The organism is Ochrobactrum sp. MYb379 (assembly GCF_037479515.1).
In the GTDB taxonomy this organism is placed as follows: domain Bacteria; phylum Pseudomonadota; class Alphaproteobacteria; order Rhizobiales; family Rhizobiaceae; genus Brucella.
Genome location: NZ_JBBGYW010000014.1, coordinates 20,284 through 37,694 on the forward strand (window position 1 = coordinate 20,284; position 17,411 = coordinate 37,694).

The following is a 17,411-nucleotide window of genomic DNA, read 5'->3' on the forward strand; positions in this document are numbered from 1 at the left end:
AACGGAATAATTTTGCGAGCAGCTGCGCGGTTGCTCGCAAAATATTTCATCCTGTTAATTCCTATAGAATAAGTAGGATATTGACTTTCTCGTAGAAGCCTTCAAAATTAACACATCGTTCAATGTTGTGGCGAAAACGCGGCTTTGAAGTGTTGATGCTAACGGGAGGCTGTTATGAACCGCAAATTTTTATTGCTGATTAAAAGCCTGAAAAGTGGCGCACTGGCAGTCATGGCATCTCTGGAACAGCCGTGGCGCGGCATGAAGCTGAATGCTGATGAAATTGCCCGGCGACGCCGTAATCGCGTTGAACGCGGCGAGCAAAATTTTCTCTGGTGCTGGCAGCATCGCGGGTTCTGGTAAGCTCTAACAAGCGGATTAAGTTTCGAAAGCCGGAAGCAAAAGCTTCCGGCTTTCTGGTTTTTATTGCGTGCTTTAAAGGCTATTTAGAAAATTATTCTCCACCGGATTTTGCTGCTAGGTACGGTTTCCAATAATGGTTATGATAGTAGTTTATATATTTAAATCAATGATTTAGATTGATTCTTGTCTATCTCTCTGTAGATTTGTTTCCCAATGAAAGTCGATTTATGGGCGCTTTGCGCAAGCAAAGTGAGAAGGGTGCGATCTATGAAGAAAATTATTCTATATGCGGCGGTGGCTCTTGGTTTGGGTGCCGTCCCTGTGCAGGCTCAGCAGCCGACAGAAATCCTTAACGTTTCCTACGATATTGCGCGTGAGCTTTACGAGCAGGTCAACAAGGCATTCGTCGCTGATTGGAAAGCCAAGAACGGCGAAGATCTTACCGTTAATCAGTCTCACGCCGGTTCTTCCAAGCAGGCTCGTTCCATTCTCGAGGGCTTAGAAGCTGATGTTGTTACCTTCAATCAGGTGACTGACGTTCAGGTTCTGCATGACAAGGGCGATCTGATCCCGGCTGATTGGCAGAAGCGTCTGCCGAACAATTCATCCCCTTATTATTCGTTCCCGGCATTCCTGGTGCGTGAAGGCAATCCAAAGGGTATCAAGAACTGGGACGATCTGGCGCGTGAAGATGTAAAGGTTGTCTTCCCGAACCCTAAGACTTCCGGCAATGCGCGCTATACCTATCTTGCTGCAACTGCCTATGCGAATGAAGCCTTCAAGGGCGATCAGGACAAGGTTCACGAATTCATCGGCAAGATTTTCAAGAACGTCCCTGTGTTTGATACTGGCGGCCGTGGTGCGACAACAACTTTTGCTGAGCGCGGCATCGGCGATGTTCTTGTAACGTTTGAGGCCGAAACCCGTGGAACTGAAAAGGTTCTTGGTGCTGACAAATACGACGTCGTTGTTCCTGAAGTGAGCCTGCTTGCAGAATTCCCGGTGACGGTGGTTGATAAGGTTGTCGACAAGCGTGGATCGCGCAAGATTGCTGAAGCTTATCTCGATTATCTCTATTCCCCTGAAGGTCAGGAAATTCTCGCCCAGAATTTCAACCGCGTCCACGATAAGGATGTCATTGCCAAGCACAAAGACATTTATCCTGACGTACGTCTTGTGACTGTTGAAGATGCTTTTGGCGGCTGGGACAAGGTGCAGAAAGATCACTTCGCCGAAGGTGGCGTGCTTGATAAGCTCTTTACTGCCAAGTAAACAAAACTACCCGGCGGGGGCATTCGATCCCCGCCTTTCTTTTGGAAGAATCCAAAGCGCATTCCGAAAAGTGTGAAACGGTTTTCGGATTAAGATGCGTGTAAAACCAGATAGAGCATTTCAAATGCCTCAAACTATATTGGAAATGCTCTCGTGTCGCTTTTGAGCATGAAACGCAATTCGGTGCTGCCGGGGTTCGGGCTGACCCTCGGCTGCACTTTGCTTTATCTGGCGGTGATTGTTGCCTTGCCGCTTTTGGCGATGATCCTGAAAACTGCAAGCCTCGGCTGGAGCGATTTCTGGAGGATCGTCACTTCAGAACGCGCTTTGGCGACATTTCGCATTACAATCAGTGCGGCAGCGGTGGCCACCGTCTTCAATGGGTTGTTTGGCTTGCTGCTTGCTTGGGTTTTGTCGCGTTATCAGTTTCCGGGCAAGCGATTGATCGATGCGGCTGTTGATCTGCCATTTGCACTGCCGACAGCAATTGCGGGTCTGGCATTGGTCACGCTGTTTGCGCCCAATGGCTGGTTTGGAAGATACCTTGAGCCGATTGGCATCAAGGTTGCCTATGCGCCGATGGGCATCATGGTTGCGATGTTTTTCACGAGTATTCCCTTTGTCATCCGCACCGTGCAACCGGTGCTGGAAGACATGAGTGCTGATGTTGAAGAGGCCGCACGGAGCCTTGGTGCAAAGCCGTGGCAGATTTTTTCGCATATTATCTGGCCGACTATCTTTCCGGCCTTTCTTGCAGGTGCCTCGCTATCTTTTGCACGTAGCCTTGGCGAGTTTGGATCCATTGTTTTCATTTCCGGCAATCTGCCTTTTGAAACAGAAGTGACCTCGCTTTTGGTCTTCATCAGGCTCGATGAATATGATTATCCGGCCGCTGCTGCTTTGGCGTTCGTCATGCTGTTGATGGCTTTCTTCATGCTTCTTGTGACCAATCTTATTCAGGCAAGGCAGCTTCGCTATGCAGAGCGCTAGTGTTCAGGCGCGCAATGCGCCCGGTCCGGTCCGTAACCTGCTGATTGGCCTTGCAGCTGTTCTTTCTGCGATCTGCATTGGCGCGCCGCTGGCAATTATCTTTTCCTATGCCTTCAGCAAGGGTGTCGGTGTTTTTTTCAGTGAAATCCTGAAGCCTGATACCTTGCATGCGGTCTGGCTAACCATCCTGACGGCGATTGTCGTTGTGCCAATCAATATGGCCTTTGGCGTTTGCGTTGCATGGCTTGTCACGAAGTTTCGGTTTCCAGGGCGGAGGCTGCTGATTACCTTTGTCGAAATCCCGTTTTCCGTGTCGCCGATTGTAGCGGGTGTTACCTATCTCTTCTTATATGGCTCACAGGGACTGCTCGGCCCGTTGCTCGAGAGCTACGATATCAAGATCATGTTCACGGTTCCCGCGATCTTCCTCGTGAGCCTGTTTGTGACATCGCCCTTTGTCGCGCGTGAGCTTATTCCGCTGATGGAAGTTCAGGGCAGTGATGAAGAAGAGGCCGCTCTGACGCTTGGAGCCAACGCCTGCCAGACATTTTTCTATGTCACACTGCCCAACATCAAATGGGCGCTGCTTTACGGTGCTGTGCTTTGTAATGCGCGTGTGATGGGTGAGTTCGGAGCTGTATCTGTTGTATCGGGCGCTATTCGCGGTAAAACCAATACACTGCCTTTGCAGGTCGAACTGCTGTTTAATGATTATAACGTAGCAGGGGCATTTGCTGCCGCTTCAACATTGGCGTTGATAGCGCTTGTGACGCTGGTTTTCAAAATCTGGCTTGAGCGCAAACAACATAGCTAGAGCGCATCCCGAAAAATGTTGAGCGGTTTTCGGCGAAGATGCGCTTATGAAAAAATGGAACCGCCCGGCTTATTGAAGCGGGCGGTTCGCGGTCACGCTGCTTGGGAGAGCGTGTGTGTTATTGGTTCTCTTTGAAGAGACGACGCGAGAATTGGGCCTTCTGGCCAATGCGTGAAGCCACTGGCCACATTGATATGTCCTGCATGGCCGACATCGACGAAGCCTGAACCCCAGACATTGGCGATAGCTTCGGCTTTAGCGAAACTCATATATTCGTCATCGCGGCTGGCAACGACAATCGACGGGAATGCCAGTTCATGACGCGGTAAAGGTGCGAAGCTCGCAAAGCGGCTGTCTCGGCGCGACATGGTTTCAACGTCTGCCGGGGCGACGAGAAGTGCACCCGCAACATGTGCCGCAGCCGGGCGGCTTGCGAGATGAGAAACAAGAATACAACCAAGACTATGGGCAACCAGAACTGCGCCGGGATTTTCGGCGAGTTTGGCTTCAAGCGCGTGCATCCAGTCGGATAGCACCGGATAGTGCCAGTCGTCTTGTTCGACGAGCACTGCTGACGGATCGTCATGCAACCATTGGCGCTGCCAGTGGCCTGCTTCCGATCCCTTATAACCGGGGATGATCAATGTCGCAGGCATGCGTTAGTTCCTCTTGGAAAATGCCTTGGGAGGCTGTTTTTGCTCTGCATTGGGAGGTTATGCGAAGCAATTTCCAAGATAAGGGCTATTTCATATCATTTTAAGGAAAATAAATTCAATTAGAGGCGGGAGTGTAAAAAATAATCCCGCCTCTGCAATGCTATTTCTTTTGTTTATCGTTCCAGCGAAGCACGAATTGCGATTTCTCGAAAACGAGAACAACAATGAGCGACATTGCAAATGGAATGAGAAGATAGAGCAGACGGAACACGATCAGAGCAGCTAGAACGTCAGCGGGGTTCATATCTGGTAAGCCAGTGAGGAACACCAGTTCAAGCACACCAAGGCCGCCCGGAGCGTGTGAAATGAGCGCTGCTGAGAATGATACCAGAAAGATGCCAAGGATGATCAGGAAACCAGGATTTCCAGCTTCCGGCAGTGCGAAATAGATGATGCCAGCTGCACCAATAAGCTCCAGCGGAGCGACGATAAGCTGCTGTGTGACCACAGGCAGACGCGGATATTCCAGGCGAAACTTGCCGATCTGCAAAGGGCGAAGCTGGAGCCAGCTTCCGAAAATATAAAGCAGAACAAACGCCAGCATCACCAATGCGATAATGACGGAGATTGTCGGGGTCAGTTCCTCATTGAAGCGCATCAGAATATGCGGCTCCAGTAGCAGAACGACACTCGAAGTGATGATCACTCCGAGAATGAATGTGAAGGAGCAGAAGGCAATCAGGACAGCAATTTCACTACCCGGCATGCCTTGCGAAGAATAGGCGCGGTAACGAACCACAGCACCCGATACGACCGATGCGCCGATATTGTGCGAAAGAGCGTAGGTTGTGAACGAGCAAAGGGCGATGAAGAGCCAGGAAATTTTGCGACGCAGGTGAAGAAGCGCGATGCGATCATATCCGGCAAGCGAGCTATAGGCGAGAAGTGCAGCTGCGGCAGATAGAAGCCAGTGATGCGCGCGAATTGCGTAAAGACTATCCAGAACGTCATCGAGAGAAATACTACGCAGCTCCCGATATAGAAGCCAAACAGATATAGCGACTGCACAAAGGCCAATGATCGGCCAGATATAATCCTTGAACTTCATTAACTGGCCACCGCACGTTCAATTCGCATTAAATTCCCCTTTGTCATCCGCCCCGGACTTTGCGTGTATCGTGGAAACGCTCGTAATCCGTTCTTCCTTATTCATCGCCTTTTCCATTGCTGCGGCGATTTCTGCTTCGCCGAGAATGACAGAGTCTGCACCAAGATCGTGCAGATATTGAGCTTCGGCTTGCGAACAGGCACGCACAACAATGCGCACATCTGGATTCGCCTGCCTTGCAAGACTTGTGATGCGTCCTGCCTCAAAAGCATTCGGAATTGCAATCACAACATTTTGGGCAAAAGATGGATTCGCCGTATCCCATATTTCAGCATCCGAGCCATTGCCCGCAATAGCTTCAATGCCGATTTCTTTCAATCTGAAATAAATCTTTGGCGAATCTTCGACAACGAGGAAAGGAATATGATTTTCCTGAAGATTTGCCGCCACGCGACGGCCAATCTGACCATATCCGACAATCACCGTATGATCCCTGAGCTTGCTCTGAGGAAGTCGTGCAGGTTCAGAAATACTGATGTCAGCGTCCGCGCTACCGATATCGGACGGTTGAACGCCGAGGCGCGTTTCGATCCATGGTCGCAGACGCTCTGCGACAATGAACATCACTGGATTGAGAAAGATCGACAGGATAGCGCCTGCAAGGATTAGGTCGCGCCCCTCTGGTGGCAGAAGATTAAGCCCAACGCCGAGCCCTGCAAGAATGAACGAAAATTCGCCGATCTGCGCTAAGCTTGCGGAAATAGTGAGCGCTGTCCCAACAGGACGTTTGAATGCGCGAACGATAAAGAATGCGGCAACCGACTTGCCCACGAGAATAATGGCAAGCGTTGCAATGAGGGGCAGGGGATCACGGATGAGGCTCATCGGATCAAACAACATGCCCACGGAAATGAAGAAGAGGACTGCGAAAGCATCACGTAGCGGCAGAGATTCTTCAGCTGCGCGATGGCTGAGTTCCGATTCACTCATCACCATGCCAGCGAAGAACGCACCGAGCGCGAAGGAGACGCCAAACAAATGCGCCGCACCAAAGGCTACCCCAAGCGCAATTGCTAAAACGCCTAAGCGGAACAATTCGCGCGAGCCGGTTTGAACGATGACGTTCAAAAGCCATGGGATCACTTTGCGTCCCACAACCAGCATGAGCGCTATGAAGACAACGACTTTGGCAATCGTCAGTAGAATGATGCCGCCAATGCCAAGGCCCAGCCATTGAGCGATGGGGTCGCTTGTCGCGGCATGGCCAGCTTCGCTGCCAATGCTGGCAAGGGCTGGAAGAAGTACCAGCGCCATGACCATGGCGAGATCTTCCACAATCAGCCAGCCGATCGCAATACGACCGCGCTCCGTATCAATGAGGCGCATATCCTGCATTGCACGCAGGAGTACGACGGTACTTGCCGTTGAAAGAGCGAGACCGAAAACCAAACCGGCTTTTACATCCCAGCCGAGCGCTAAGCCAAGCGCTGTGCCGAGTGCTGCAGCTGTCGCAATCTGCGCCAGTGCGCCGGGAACGGCGATAGCTTTAACGGAGAGAAGGTCTTTGAGAGAGAAGTGCAGGCCGACGCCGAACATCAGCAGAATAACGCCGATTTCGGCTAGCTGAAGGATCAAGTCCTGATCGGCAACGAAGCCCGGTGTGTGCGGGCCAGCAATGACACCTGCGAGAAGATAGCCAACGAGGGGAGAGATTTTTAGTCGGGTGGCGATAGTGCCGAAGATGAATGCAAGACACAGACCAATGACGATTGTCGCAATCAGAGGCGTGTCATGGGGCATAGCGGGGCCTTCCCGATTTCAGTCATGCGAACATTTATGGAAGAAGCCGGGCATGGCGAAAACCATGCCCGGCAATGAGCTTACTTCTGTGTTGTCGTACCGTTTTCAAGAACAGCCTGATGCGCTTCCTGACGGTGTTGCCACCAGTTTCCAAGCAGAAGCAGGATCGGTGCTGCAATGAAGATCGACGAGGTTGTTGCGATAAAGATACCGAACAGCATTGGCACGGCAAAGTTATGAACCGCACTTCCGCCCCAGATTGCCATTGGCAGCAAGCAGAGGAACGTCGTCACAGAGGTATAGATACAGCGGATGAGCACCTGATTGATACTCATGTCCACGATCTCACGCAGCGGCTTTGATTTATAAAGGCGCATGTTTTCACGCATGCGATCATAAACCACGACCTTATCGTTTACCGAGTAACCGATAGCGGTCAGAAGCGCTGCAATGGCCGTCAGGTTGAAGTCGAGCTGTAGCAGCGCGAAGAAGCCAACCATCTTGGTTGTATCGAGAATGAGCGTGATGATCGCGCCAACCGCGAAGAACCACTCAAATCGCCACCAAAGATAGATGAGCATTCCGAGCGCTGAAAGCACGACCGCAATGAAGCCAGAGCGAGCGAGTTCGCCAGAGACTTTTGGTCCTACAACTTCAACGCGTTCGATCTTTGCGCCAGCGTCGATTGCGGCAATCGTTTCACGCATCTTGTTGACGGCAACCGTCTGCGCTTCTTCGCCGCCATCCTGACGCTGAATGCGGATCAGAACATCGTTCGGGCTACCAGCTGATTGAAGGGCAACTTCACCAAGACCAAGTTCGCTGAGCTTTTCACGCAATTGCGCGAGATCGGCTGGTTTTGATGTGCTGATTTCAGCCTGAATACCGCCCTTGAAGTCGATGCCGTAATTGAGGCCCGGCTTGAAGAACAGACCAATCGAAGCAAGCGACAACACGATGGACACGGCAATACCGACAAAGCGTGCATTCATGAAGCGGAAAGTTGGATTTTCCGGAGCAATCTTCATCAGTGGCTTGATATCAAGCACCTTGAGCTTGCGCTTGCGAACATACCAGGCCATCGCCATACGCACGAGCGTAACGTCAGTAAACATCGAAATGACGATACCGAGCATCATTGCAACAGCAAAGCCGCGTACCGGGCCTGTGCCGAACATGAACAGCAGCAAGGTCGAGATTAGCGAGGTGACGTTCGAGTCAACAATCGTTGCAAAGGCTGCATGGAAGCCCTTATCGAGCGCAGCCATAGCGCCGAGGCCTTTGCGCGTTTCTTCTCGAATACGTTCGTTGATCAGAATATTCGCGTCAACCGCGATACCGATACCCAGAATAATACCCGCAATACCCGGCAATGTCAGCGTTGCGCCAATAAGGCTCAATGCTGCGAAGGTGAGCAGCGTGTGAAGCAAAAGCGCGACGTTGGCGATCAGACCCCAGACGCCGTAAAGCAGCTGAATGAATACCGCGACAAGAATAAAGCCCGCGATACCCGTAACCAGACCCATCTTGATGGCATCGCCACCAAGGTCAGGACCGACGGTGCGTTCTTCGATTACGGTCAGCGGAGCAGGCAATGCGCCGGCGCGAAGCAGTGCAGAAAGAACAACACTGTCCTGAACCGTGAAGCTGCCGGTGATCTGACCGGAGCCGCCCGTGATCGGTTCATTGATACGTGGAGCGGTCAGAACTTTGCCGTCGAGGACGATGGCGAAGGGACGGCCAGTATTTTTGGTTGTAATATCTGCGAACTGACGCGCGCCAAGGCTATCGAAGCGGAACGAAACGATTGGCTCATTGGTGCGCTGATCAAATCCCGCACGGGCATCGGTCAGGCGTTCGCCTGAAAGAGCGATCTGATCTTCAACCGGATATTTGATGTTTGGATCTTTAGAATCCGGCAAGATGCTGATGCCCGGAGGTGGTGCGTCATTTGGATTGGCATCAGCTACCATGTGGAAGCTCATCTTCGCGGTACTGCCAAGAAGCTGGCGAAGATGTGCTGGGTCTTGAAGACCTGGAAGCTGAACAACAATGCGGTCAGAGCCAACACGCTGGATTGATGGTTCGGCAACACCGACCTGATCTACACGCTGACGGATGATTTCAAGGCTCTGCTGGAGAGCTGCATCGAGGCGGTATGTAAAGCCAGCCTGTGTCAGTGTCAGACGAATCTGATTGTCGCTGCTGGTTACATCAATGTCGTTGATCGCGGTGCCGAAGCCAGTCGTGTTAACCTGAGAGATCAGAGTCTTAAGCGCTGTATCGGCTTTCGCGCGCTGATCGGCATCCGGGATCGTCACGATGACGGAATCGCCAACTGCACGGATCGACTGTGGCTGAATGCGTTCAGCACGCAGCTTCCCACGCGCATCATCAAGCAGTGCGCGCATGCGGTCACTTTTGAGGCTTGCTGCATCCACCTCGAGAACGAGGTAGGAGCCGCCACTCAGATCAAGACCGAGTGTAACCTGTCGTTTTGGGAACCACGACGGCATCGCCTCGAGGTGCTGCTTTGTAAAGAAATTGGGCAAGGCAATAATGACACCGATCAAAACGATCAGTCCATAAAGCACAGCGACCCATTTAGAAGTACGCATGAGTTGAAATTCCGGATATTGAGTGCTTATAAGTTTGCAATAAAAACAAAGGCTTATGGCACATTTTTTCGTAATTGATTCAAGGTTAGCCGAAGCCACCTTCAAAAGAAGGATTTACACCATCGCTGGTGGTGCGCGAGCAGAAGCATAGCTGCTTTGCGAAAGCCTCAAAAAATGAGGGCTTGTCGCTGCTTCGACAGGTTGCCCGTCATAAAGGACAATGTCGCTGGAGAATGTTGCGATTCCGTCGCCATTTCCGTGAGGATAAGCTGCCTTGATTTTTGCTGCTATCGCATCTGTCAGGACAGCACGCATCGGCTGGGTTGCCGGTGTGGATTGCTGGCGTGGGGGAAGTGCAGGTGCGCTATCTATCTGCTGCGCAGCCATTTTTCCGGGAAGTGCACGGCTCGTTTCGCCGCCAAGAGCAGAAAGGTCTATTGCGAACAGAAAGGCGGCAAACGACAGAACGCACGTCACAACCAGCATGAAACCATGCTGATAATAACGATCAGTGCGCTGATCTGCGTTGTTCATGCCTTTAATCAAAACGCCCGAACTTTCTTCGACAGTCTTTCCGTAGAAATAAGCCAGTTTAAGAATGATTTTGCTTGTCGCTAAACCGTTCTGTTTATTCGATTTTATGCATTGCCCGATTCAAAAACATCGTATTCTTACCGAGGCTTAGCGATGACACCTACAGCATCGATTCAAAAAAGGGAATCGTTTTCTGTATGGGGTACTGGTGATGTCTTGAAATCACTGAATAAAATCAAAAGCCCATTTTGGTATCGAGCTTGCCATAGTATTGCTTCTGTTATCATGCGCTTTATGTTCAAAAGCAGATCGAGAAACCGGCAGAGTTGAAATTGACATATTTATCGACGTTCCGCGCAGTTGCATTCGCAATGACAACTTTGGCTTTTTCGCTGTGCGCGATTGGGCAATCAAATGCGCAAGATCCCAAGGCGTCGAAGCCGCAGGCTCCTGTAGCCGCTGAACAGTCGGTGCCGGAAGAAAAAGCTGTTGTTGAAAATAGCGCACCCGTCTCCGGCGTCGTGCAACAGCAGAAGCCGGTTATCAACGATCTTAAGCAGCAGACGAAAACGATCAGTGACCAGTTACAGAAATCTGTCACGAACGACGAATCTCTGGCGAATTTCAAGTTGCAGCTCGATGGTCTTTCCAAAAAGCTACTCGATGCTGGTGTCGCCTTTCGTCCGCGACTGACGGAAATCAATACGCGGCTCGAACAGTTGGGCGCAGCGCCTTCTGGTGATCAGGCAGCGGAACCGACAATCGTTGCCGAAGAGCGTGCGAGGTTAGTCGCTGAGAAAGCCGAGATTAATGCGGTTATCGGTGAAACTGAAGACGCTTCACTTGCTGTCAATCAGATGTCGGCAAAAATCGGCAATATGCGCCGTGATCTGTTCGCACAGACATTGTCGCAACGTGTGAACCTTGATCTCACGCTTGGTTCAGAAGTAACAGCCGCCGCTGGAAATCAGATGGTTTCCCTGTGGAGCATCGTGAAATCATGGTGGCGCTTTGTTTCTACCTTTAAGCTCAACTCATTTCTGGCTGCGGCTTTCTTTGCCGTTATTGCTGCTTTGGTTATTCAGCTTGGTGCACGACGGGTTCTGGGATCGCTTTACGAGCGTGATATAACGAACGAAGCGCCTTCTTATCTCAGCCGCTTGTCGGTCGCCTTCTGGTCAACGGCGATTCCTTCGGGTGCTGTTGCTGTTTTCTTGGCTACAACTTACTTCTGTCTCGATTACTTCAATGTGCTCAGACCCGACATTGGGACGCTGCTGCAATCGCTGTTTATCGTTCTCGGCATTGTCTTCTTTATCAGCCGGTTAGCATTTGCTTGTATCAGCCCTTACACTCCCGCTTGGCGGTTGGTGCCTATAGCACCGCGTCCGGGCAGGGCATTGGTTTGGCTCATAACTGGTATGGCACTGATTAACGGGCTGGATTCGTTTTTCAGCAAGGTTAATCAGGTTTTGTCGTCGCCATTGTCTTTGACGATGGCCAAAAGCTTGTTGTCGACGGTTGTAATCGGCGTGCTCATCCTCATCATAGCGCTGGTAAAACCAATCGAGAGAAACGTTGGAGAAGCTATTCGCCCTTGGCCAAAAGCGTTCCGTGTATTTCTGATTCTGCTTGGCCTTATTCCGATTGTTACAGCCTGCTTCGGCTTTATTGGTCTTGCGCGCTTTATGGCGCAGCAGATCGTTGTCACTGGCGCATTTCTCGTGACGATGTATCTCGGCTTTTTGACGGGACGTGCGATTTCTGAAGAACAGGCCTTTGCGTCCAGCCCAATTGGGCGGGTAATGCGTGACCGCTTCCATTTCGATGAAGCGAAACTGGACCAGCTGGGACTTGTTGTCGGCATTCTTATCAATCTTGCGGTTGCCCTGGTCGGCATACCGCTGGTGTTGATGCAGTTCGGCTTCCAATGGGTCGAACTCAAAAACACGTTCTATCATTTGATGACAGGCTTCCAGGTTGGCAGCATTTCCATATCGCTGATGGGAATTCTGACCGGCGTGGGCCTGTTTATCATCGTCTATCTGATGACGCATTGGTTCCAAAACTGGCTTGATAGCAAGGTTCTTGCGCGCGGTCGCGTCGATTCAGGTGTTCGCAATTCTATCCGCACTGTTATCGGCTATGTTGGGCTGGTGCTTGCCGGGCTGGTTGCGGTATCCGCCGCTGGCTTCAATCTATCCAGTCTGGCGCTGATCGCTGGTGGCCTGTCGCTTGGTATCGGTTTTGGTCTTCAGAATATCGTTCAGAACTTTGTTTCTGGTCTTATTTTGCTGGCAGAACGCCCGTTCAAAGTCGGTGACTGGGTGGAAGCTGGAACGGTCAGCGGCATTGTTAAAAAGATCAGTGTTCGCGCGACTGAGGTTGAAACTTTCCAAAAACAATCGATTGTCGTTCCGAACTCGACGCTGATTAACGGCAATGTCGGTAACTGGACGTTGCGGAATAAGCTGGGCCGTATCGATATCAATGTGCAGGCCGCTTATACGGATGAGCCGCGCCGTGTTCACGGCCTGCTGTTAGAAATCATTCGTGGTCATCCATCGATTTTGAAAAATCCTGAGCCATTCGTGGCACTACAAAGCATGACGGATTCATTACTGGTTTTCGATGCCTATGCGCATGTCGCAGATATTACATCGACGGGTGGTATCAAGAATGAGCTGCGCTTCCAGATTGTTGAACGGTTCCATGCTGAAGGGATCCAATTGGCCTCGTCTTCGACGGATTTGGTGCTTGGCGTGCCTGAAATCGAAAAGCTGTCAGACTTGATGAATAGGGAAGTTCCACGCGCTGCAAAGCCGCGTAAGGAAAAGCCTGTGGAAGCTGACAAACCAGAACATGATGACAAGGTATGAACGGCCTGTTCAGTTGCGGTTCAGTTTTGAAGTCTTATAAGTAATAAAGAATGAGAGCAGGGGACTGCTTAAACGAGTGGGGCCGGTTTTCGGCTTGTAGCGGGAGCGGCGGAAACGCCGAAAAAGATATGAATAAAGTTCAGGTCCATTTTGCTGGCAAAGTCGTACTCGGCGCAGTGCTTGCACTCTCTTTTTCTGTGCCAAGCCTCTATGCTGCCAGTGTTTCCAATAACGATGCAGCTGAACAGACAATCGTTGTGACCGAAGGCGCATCAAAACGCGAGATGCTGATTGCTGCGGGTGAGACCGTCGAATTCTGTGATGGTGGTTGCTTCGTGACGTTTCCGAATGGTGATCGTGAAGCGCTGAAAGGCGATGAAAAGATTGTCATTTCCGGCGGCAAGGCATCTTTTCAATAGTCACAGATTTTAAATGAAGAAAGCCGGGGTTATGCCCCGGCTTTCTTTTTGCACATATCGTTATCGGAAAACCGGTTCCCACTTTTCCGCGACATGCTTCAGCTCCGTGGTTTAAGATTTTCCGGGTCGTAAAGTGGTTTATAGCCAATGGATACGACTTCGACCGGATAGGTCTCGCCAAAGTATTCCACATTCAGCTTGCGGCCCTCCTGACAATAAGACCATGGCAGATAGGCAAGTGCGATATTCTTGCCGATGGTTGGACCATAGGCAATGGACGACGTGAATGATCTGCGTCCGAGTTCATCAACGAGTGTTTCGCCTGTTTCTGGATCGAGCACCGGCAAAATGCCGACCGGATAGCGAGCAACACCTTTTGAATCGATATTTTCGCTCATGACCAGAGTGCAAAGCATTGCTGGCTGATGGTCACGGGCTTTATATTCGAGGTGCTTTGCCTTACCGCAGAAGTCAGCTTCTTTCACCTTCGGGCGAGCGAGATCAGCTTCCAGCAGGTTATATTCGGTGAGCAGATCAGCATTTTGAAGGCGCAGACTCTTTTCCATGCGGCGTGTATTGGCGTAGGTTTCGACGCCAACGGCAATAGCACCCGTTGAGCGCAGCGCATCCCAGACGGCAAGCCCGTCTTCATATTTCATGTGCAATTCCCAGCCCTGTTCGCCGACATAGGAAATACGGAAGGCGGTTACGTCTTTGCCTGCAACGCGGATTGGCTTGATCGCTGCAAAAGCGAAGTTTTCGGCATCAAGACCATCCGGGTCTTCGACAACCTTTTTGAGATTGGCGCGGGCATTCGGTCCCCAAATGCCGATGGTTACATATTTCTCCGTCACATCGGTGATGGTAACGTCAAAGCCTTTATCTTCGGCCACACGGCGCATGTAATGGAAATCACGCGGACCGGCATCTGCACCGTTGATCATAAGAATGCGGTCGGCCATGCGGATTGCTGTGAAATCTGCACGTACCATGCCTTCATTGTCGAGAAAGTGCGTGTAAATGCCTTTGCCTATATTCGCATCGCCGCCGATTTTGGCGGCACAAAGCCACTCCATTAGCGCGACATGATCCGGGCCTTCAATGTCATACATGGCGAAATGCGAGAGATTGATAATGCCGCAATCTTCGCTCAATGCGAGATGCTCGGCATTGGAAACGCGCCAGAAATGGCGGTTATCCCATTCGTTCTCGCGGACCGGAATGCGGTCGCCATATTTTTCCAGCAGATGCTCATTGGCCGCATAGCCATGCGCACGCTCCCAGCCGCCCAGCTCCATGAAGTAGCCGCCGAGTTCTTTTTCACGCTCATAGAAAGGCGAGCGGCGAATATTGCGGCCTTTGGAGAATGGCTCACGCGGATGCACTGCTGGATTATAGACCTTCATGGCCGTTTCGGTGCAGCGATCCCAGATGAACTGCTCCGTCATCTGATGCGGATAGAAGCGCGAATAGTCGATAGCGTGATGATCAATTGATGTCCGCCCATCGGTCATCCAGTCCGCAATGAGCTTACCCATGCCGGGGCCGTCCTTGACCCATATTGCAACCGCATACCAGAGGCCGCGCACCTTTTGGCTTTCGCCCATCGAAGGGCCGCCATCGGTTGTCACCTGCAGAAAGCCGTTGAAGGAATGGCTTTCATTATAGCCAAGTTCACCCAAGATAGGGGTCAATTCAATGGCGCGTTCGAGCGGTTCGAGCACCTGTTCCATATCGAGATCGCGCTGCGAGGGCGACAGGCGTGCTTCATGCTTTTCAAGCAGATCGCGAGGGTGGCACAGGCGCGGATTGGTTTCCTCGTAATAGCCCCATTCGATCTGGCCGCCTTCGGCAGTCTTCGGGTCGCCTGTATCACGCATATAGGCAGAGTTGCCCTGATCGCGCAGAAGTGGCCAGCCGATTTCTTTGCCGGTGCCAGCAAATTCATTATAGGGACCGAAGAAGGTAAGCGGATGGTCGATCGGCATCACGGGCAGGTCTTCGCCAACCATTTCTGCAATCAGACGTCCCCAAAGTCCGGCACAAATAACAACATAATCGGCTTCAATTGTACCGCGATGGGTGACAACACCCTTGATGCGGCCGTTCTCGATAACAAGCGACTGAGCGGGTGTATTCGCAAAGCTTTGCAGCTTGCCAGCGGCTTCGGCTTGGTCGATCAGCTTGCCTGCGACGGTTTGCGAACGTGGAATAACGAGACCAGCATCCGGATCCCAAAGACCACCCTGAACAAGGCTTTCTTCAATAAGTGGGAACTTCTCTTTGACTTCGGAAGGCTCCATTAGGCGGGCACGTGTGCCGAAAGCTTTGCCGGATGCAACCTTGCGCTTTAGTTCTTCCATACGGGAATCGTCGTCGACGCGGGCAACTTCGATGCCGCCAACGCGCGCGTAATGCCCCATCTTTTCATAGAAATCGATGGAGTAAAGCGTGGTCCAACACGATAGGAAATCGTGACTGGTCGCATAGCAGAAATCGGAAGCGTGGGCTGTGGAGCCAATATCGGTCGGGATGCCGGACTTATCAATGCCGACAATGTCGTCCCAACCGCGCTCAATCAGGTGGTGGACGACCGATGCACCGACGATGCCGCCAAGTCCGACAATGACGACTTTTGCCTTCTTAGGAAACTCTGCCATTTTATGCGATCCCATTTATAATTTGATGGAATCATAGTGATTGGTGTGAGCCAACAATAGTCATTCTACGACATAATCAGAGCGTCCGGCGACCGAAGTTAAATGTGTATTTGATTGAGCCGAAATGTTGATTTTCATATGCGTGCGATATTGAGATTTTGATTCATGGTGCGTGGCTATCACACTGATTTAAAATAAGAAGCCACGCTTTGTAGCATGGCTTTTGATGTAATCAGGCTGCTATCAGCATTTTGCGATCTGCTCGTTCCTGTTGGGGTGAACGACCATAAAGTTCGCGATAACACTTGGAAAAATGCGACGCGGAAACAAAGCCACATGCAACGGCGACTTCCACCACCGGCATAGAGGATTGCAACAGAAGATGTCGCGCCCGATCAAGGCGGATTTCAAGATAATATCTCGCTGGTGAGCGGCCCATTTCCTGCCGGAAGAGCCGTTCGACCTGACGGCGCGACAGGCCAATGCTATGTGCGACATCAATGAGAGTTTCTGGCTCGGAAAGATTGGCTTCCATCATTTCGATTATGGTCAGAATTTTTGAGTTCTGAATGCCAAGCCGCGCCCGCAGTGGCAGGCGCTGACGATCATGCGGATTGCGAACGCGGTCGGTTAGTGCTTGTTCGCAGATACGGTTGACCAGATTGTCATCGAAGTCATCACCAATCAGTTTCAGCATCATATCGAGCGCTGCTGTACCGCCAGCGCAGGTGTAAATATTGCCGTCCACCTCAAAGAGATCAGCATAGACTTCCGCTTTTGGAAAAGCTTCGGAAAACCCCGGCAAGTTTTCCCAGTGGATTGCGCAGCGTTTGCCGGAGAGAAGTCCGGCGGCTGCTAGAATATGCGCGCCGGTGCAGAGGCCACCTACTGCCACCCCACGGTTATATTCCTCACGCAGCCAGGCAAAGACAGACTTGTTGCGGAACTCTTCGACATAAACGCCAGAGCAAACGAACACCATGGATGGACGTTGCTCGCGTTGAAGGAAACGACGTTCGTCTTCCAGCGAAGCATTGACGGCGCATTCCACGCCGTTCGATGCTTTGACTGGCTTGCCATCGGTCGAGGTGAGCCGCCAGCGATAGGCTTCATAGCCCAGCATTCGATTGGCAATGCGCAACGGTTCAATCGCTGTCGCAAATGCGATCATCGAAAAGTCCGGCACCAGAAAAAAAACAATAGATCGCTTAATCGATGAAGCTTCAATCATAGCCTGACCGTTCCCATTCTCAAAAGCCTTGTTGCGGTTCCCGACGCAATTCAGACCTTGTGCCTCC

The 17,411-nt window shown here is 51.4% G+C and carries 13 protein-coding genes; 6 read left to right on the top strand and 7 right to left on the bottom strand.

Features of this window, described 5'->3' with window-relative positions:
- The first annotated feature begins 174 nt into the window (after nt 1-174).
- From WH356_RS19265 to cysW, 4 genes are all read left to right on the top strand, one after another.
- On the top strand, nt 175-363 hold the full coding sequence (locus tag WH356_RS19265) for a hypothetical protein (RefSeq protein ID WP_339513844.1): 189 nt from the start codon (nt 175-177) through the stop codon (nt 361-363).
- Nucleotides 364-630: 267 nt separating this feature from the next.
- Nucleotides 631-1,635, top strand: coding sequence for a thiosulfate ABC transporter substrate-binding protein CysP (gene cysP / locus WH356_RS19270; RefSeq protein ID WP_250038915.1), 1,005 nt, complete (start codon nt 631-633; stop codon nt 1,633-1,635).
- A gap of 168 nt (nt 1,636-1,803) precedes the next feature.
- Nucleotides 1,804-2,625 (top strand): sulfate ABC transporter permease subunit CysT, encoded by an 822-nt coding sequence (gene cysT, locus WH356_RS19275; RefSeq protein ID WP_339513838.1) that lies wholly within the window; start codon nt 1,804-1,806, stop codon nt 2,623-2,625.
- A complete protein-coding gene (gene cysW, locus WH356_RS19280; RefSeq protein WP_339513705.1) occupies nt 2,612-3,439 on the top strand; it encodes a sulfate ABC transporter permease subunit CysW in 828 nt (275 codons plus the stop codon). Before cysT ends, cysW begins: the two co-directional genes overlap by 14 nt.
- Before the next feature lie 92 nt (nt 3,440-3,531).
- On the opposite strand, the gene WH356_RS19285 is transcribed toward cysW, so the two are convergent.
- The 5 genes from WH356_RS19285 to WH356_RS19305 all read right to left on the bottom strand — a co-directional run bounded on the left by WH356_RS19285 (nt 3,532) and on the right by WH356_RS19305 (nt 10,155).
- Nucleotides 3,532-4,095, bottom strand: a complete 564-nt coding sequence (locus WH356_RS19285; RefSeq protein ID WP_339513707.1) for an alpha/beta hydrolase — start codon at nt 4,093-4,095, stop codon at nt 3,532-3,534.
- A gap of 160 nt (nt 4,096-4,255) precedes the next feature.
- Nucleotides 4,256-5,203 carry a lysylphosphatidylglycerol synthase domain-containing protein gene (locus WH356_RS19290; RefSeq protein ID WP_339513709.1) on the bottom strand — a complete coding sequence of 316 codons (948 nt, stop codon included), beginning with the start codon at nt 5,201-5,203 and terminating at the stop codon, nt 4,256-4,258.
- 18 nt (nt 5,204-5,221) lie between these two features.
- Nucleotides 5,222-7,003 (bottom strand): YbaL family putative K(+) efflux transporter, encoded by a 1,782-nt coding sequence (ybaL, locus tag WH356_RS19295; RefSeq protein WP_421565808.1) that lies wholly within the window; start codon nt 7,001-7,003, stop codon nt 5,222-5,224.
- Between the two features lie 80 nt (nt 7,004-7,083).
- Nucleotides 7,084-9,621: a protein translocase subunit SecD gene (gene secD, locus WH356_RS19300; protein ID WP_339513711.1), complete on the bottom strand. Its 2,538-nt coding sequence runs from the start codon at nt 9,619-9,621 to the stop codon at nt 7,084-7,086.
- Nucleotides 9,622-9,735: 114 nt separating this feature from the next.
- Nucleotides 9,736-10,155: a hypothetical protein gene (locus WH356_RS19305; protein WP_339513713.1), complete on the bottom strand. Its 420-nt coding sequence runs from the start codon at nt 10,153-10,155 to the stop codon at nt 9,736-9,738.
- Between the two features lie 332 nt (nt 10,156-10,487).
- Here WH356_RS19305 and WH356_RS19310 point away from each other — a divergent pair, with 332 nt between their 5' ends.
- Both WH356_RS19310 and WH356_RS19315 read left to right on the top strand, forming a co-directional pair.
- Complete coding sequence (locus tag WH356_RS19310; protein ID WP_339513715.1) at nt 10,488-13,034, top strand: mechanosensitive ion channel family protein; 2,547 nt, start codon at nt 10,488-10,490, stop codon at nt 13,032-13,034.
- Between the two features lie 128 nt (nt 13,035-13,162).
- Nucleotides 13,163-13,453, top strand: coding sequence for a hypothetical protein (locus WH356_RS19315; protein WP_339513717.1), 291 nt, complete (start codon nt 13,163-13,165; stop codon nt 13,451-13,453).
- 98 nt (nt 13,454-13,551) lie between these two features.
- Here WH356_RS19315 and WH356_RS19320 read toward each other — a convergent pair whose 3' ends face one another.
- Together WH356_RS19320 and WH356_RS19325 are read right to left on the bottom strand one after the other, a co-directional pair.
- Nucleotides 13,552-16,113 carry a GcvT family protein gene (locus WH356_RS19320; protein WP_339513719.1) on the bottom strand — a complete coding sequence of 854 codons (2,562 nt, stop codon included), beginning with the start codon at nt 16,111-16,113 and terminating at the stop codon, nt 13,552-13,554.
- Nucleotides 16,114-16,345: 232 nt separating this feature from the next.
- Nucleotides 16,346-17,344, bottom strand: a complete 999-nt coding sequence (locus WH356_RS19325) for a GlxA family transcriptional regulator (protein WP_339513721.1) — start codon at nt 17,342-17,344, stop codon at nt 16,346-16,348.
- Between the last annotated feature and the right edge of the window lie 67 nt (nt 17,345-17,411).

Excerpts from the sequence above, each read along its gene's own strand:
- WH356_RS19290 (WP_339513709.1), bottom strand. The coding sequence starts at position 5,203 with ATGAAGTTCAAGGATTATATCTGGCCGATCATTGGCCTTTGTGCAGTC.
- WH356_RS19265 (WP_339513844.1), top strand. The coding sequence starts at position 175 with ATGAACCGCAAATTTTTATTGCTGATTAAAAGCCTGAAAAGTGGCGCA.
- cysW (WP_339513705.1), top strand. The coding sequence starts at position 2,612 with ATGCAGAGCGCTAGTGTTCAGGCGCGCAATGCGCCCGGTCCGGTCCGT.
- WH356_RS19315 (WP_339513717.1), top strand. The coding sequence starts at position 13,163 with ATGAATAAAGTTCAGGTCCATTTTGCTGGCAAAGTCGTACTCGGCGCA.
- WH356_RS19305 (WP_339513713.1), bottom strand. The coding sequence starts at position 10,155 with ATGAACAACGCAGATCAGCGCACTGATCGTTATTATCAGCATGGTTTC.
- WH356_RS19325 (WP_339513721.1), bottom strand. The coding sequence starts at position 17,344 with ATGATTGAAGCTTCATCGATTAAGCGATCTATTGTTTTTTTTCTGGTG.
- cysP (WP_250038915.1), top strand. The coding sequence starts at position 631 with ATGAAGAAAATTATTCTATATGCGGCGGTGGCTCTTGGTTTGGGTGCC.
- WH356_RS19320 (WP_339513719.1), bottom strand. The coding sequence starts at position 16,113 with ATGGCAGAGTTTCCTAAGAAGGCAAAAGTCGTCATTGTCGGACTTGGC.
- ybaL (WP_421565808.1), bottom strand. The coding sequence starts at position 7,003 with ATGCCCCATGACACGCCTCTGATTGCGACAATCGTCATTGGTCTGTGT.
- secD (WP_339513711.1), bottom strand. The coding sequence starts at position 9,621 with ATGCGTACTTCTAAATGGGTCGCTGTGCTTTATGGACTGATCGTTTTG.
- cysT (WP_339513838.1), top strand. The coding sequence starts at position 1,804 with ATGAAACGCAATTCGGTGCTGCCGGGGTTCGGGCTGACCCTCGGCTGC.
- WH356_RS19285 (WP_339513707.1), bottom strand. The coding sequence starts at position 4,095 with ATGCCTGCGACATTGATCATCCCCGGTTATAAGGGATCGGAAGCAGGC.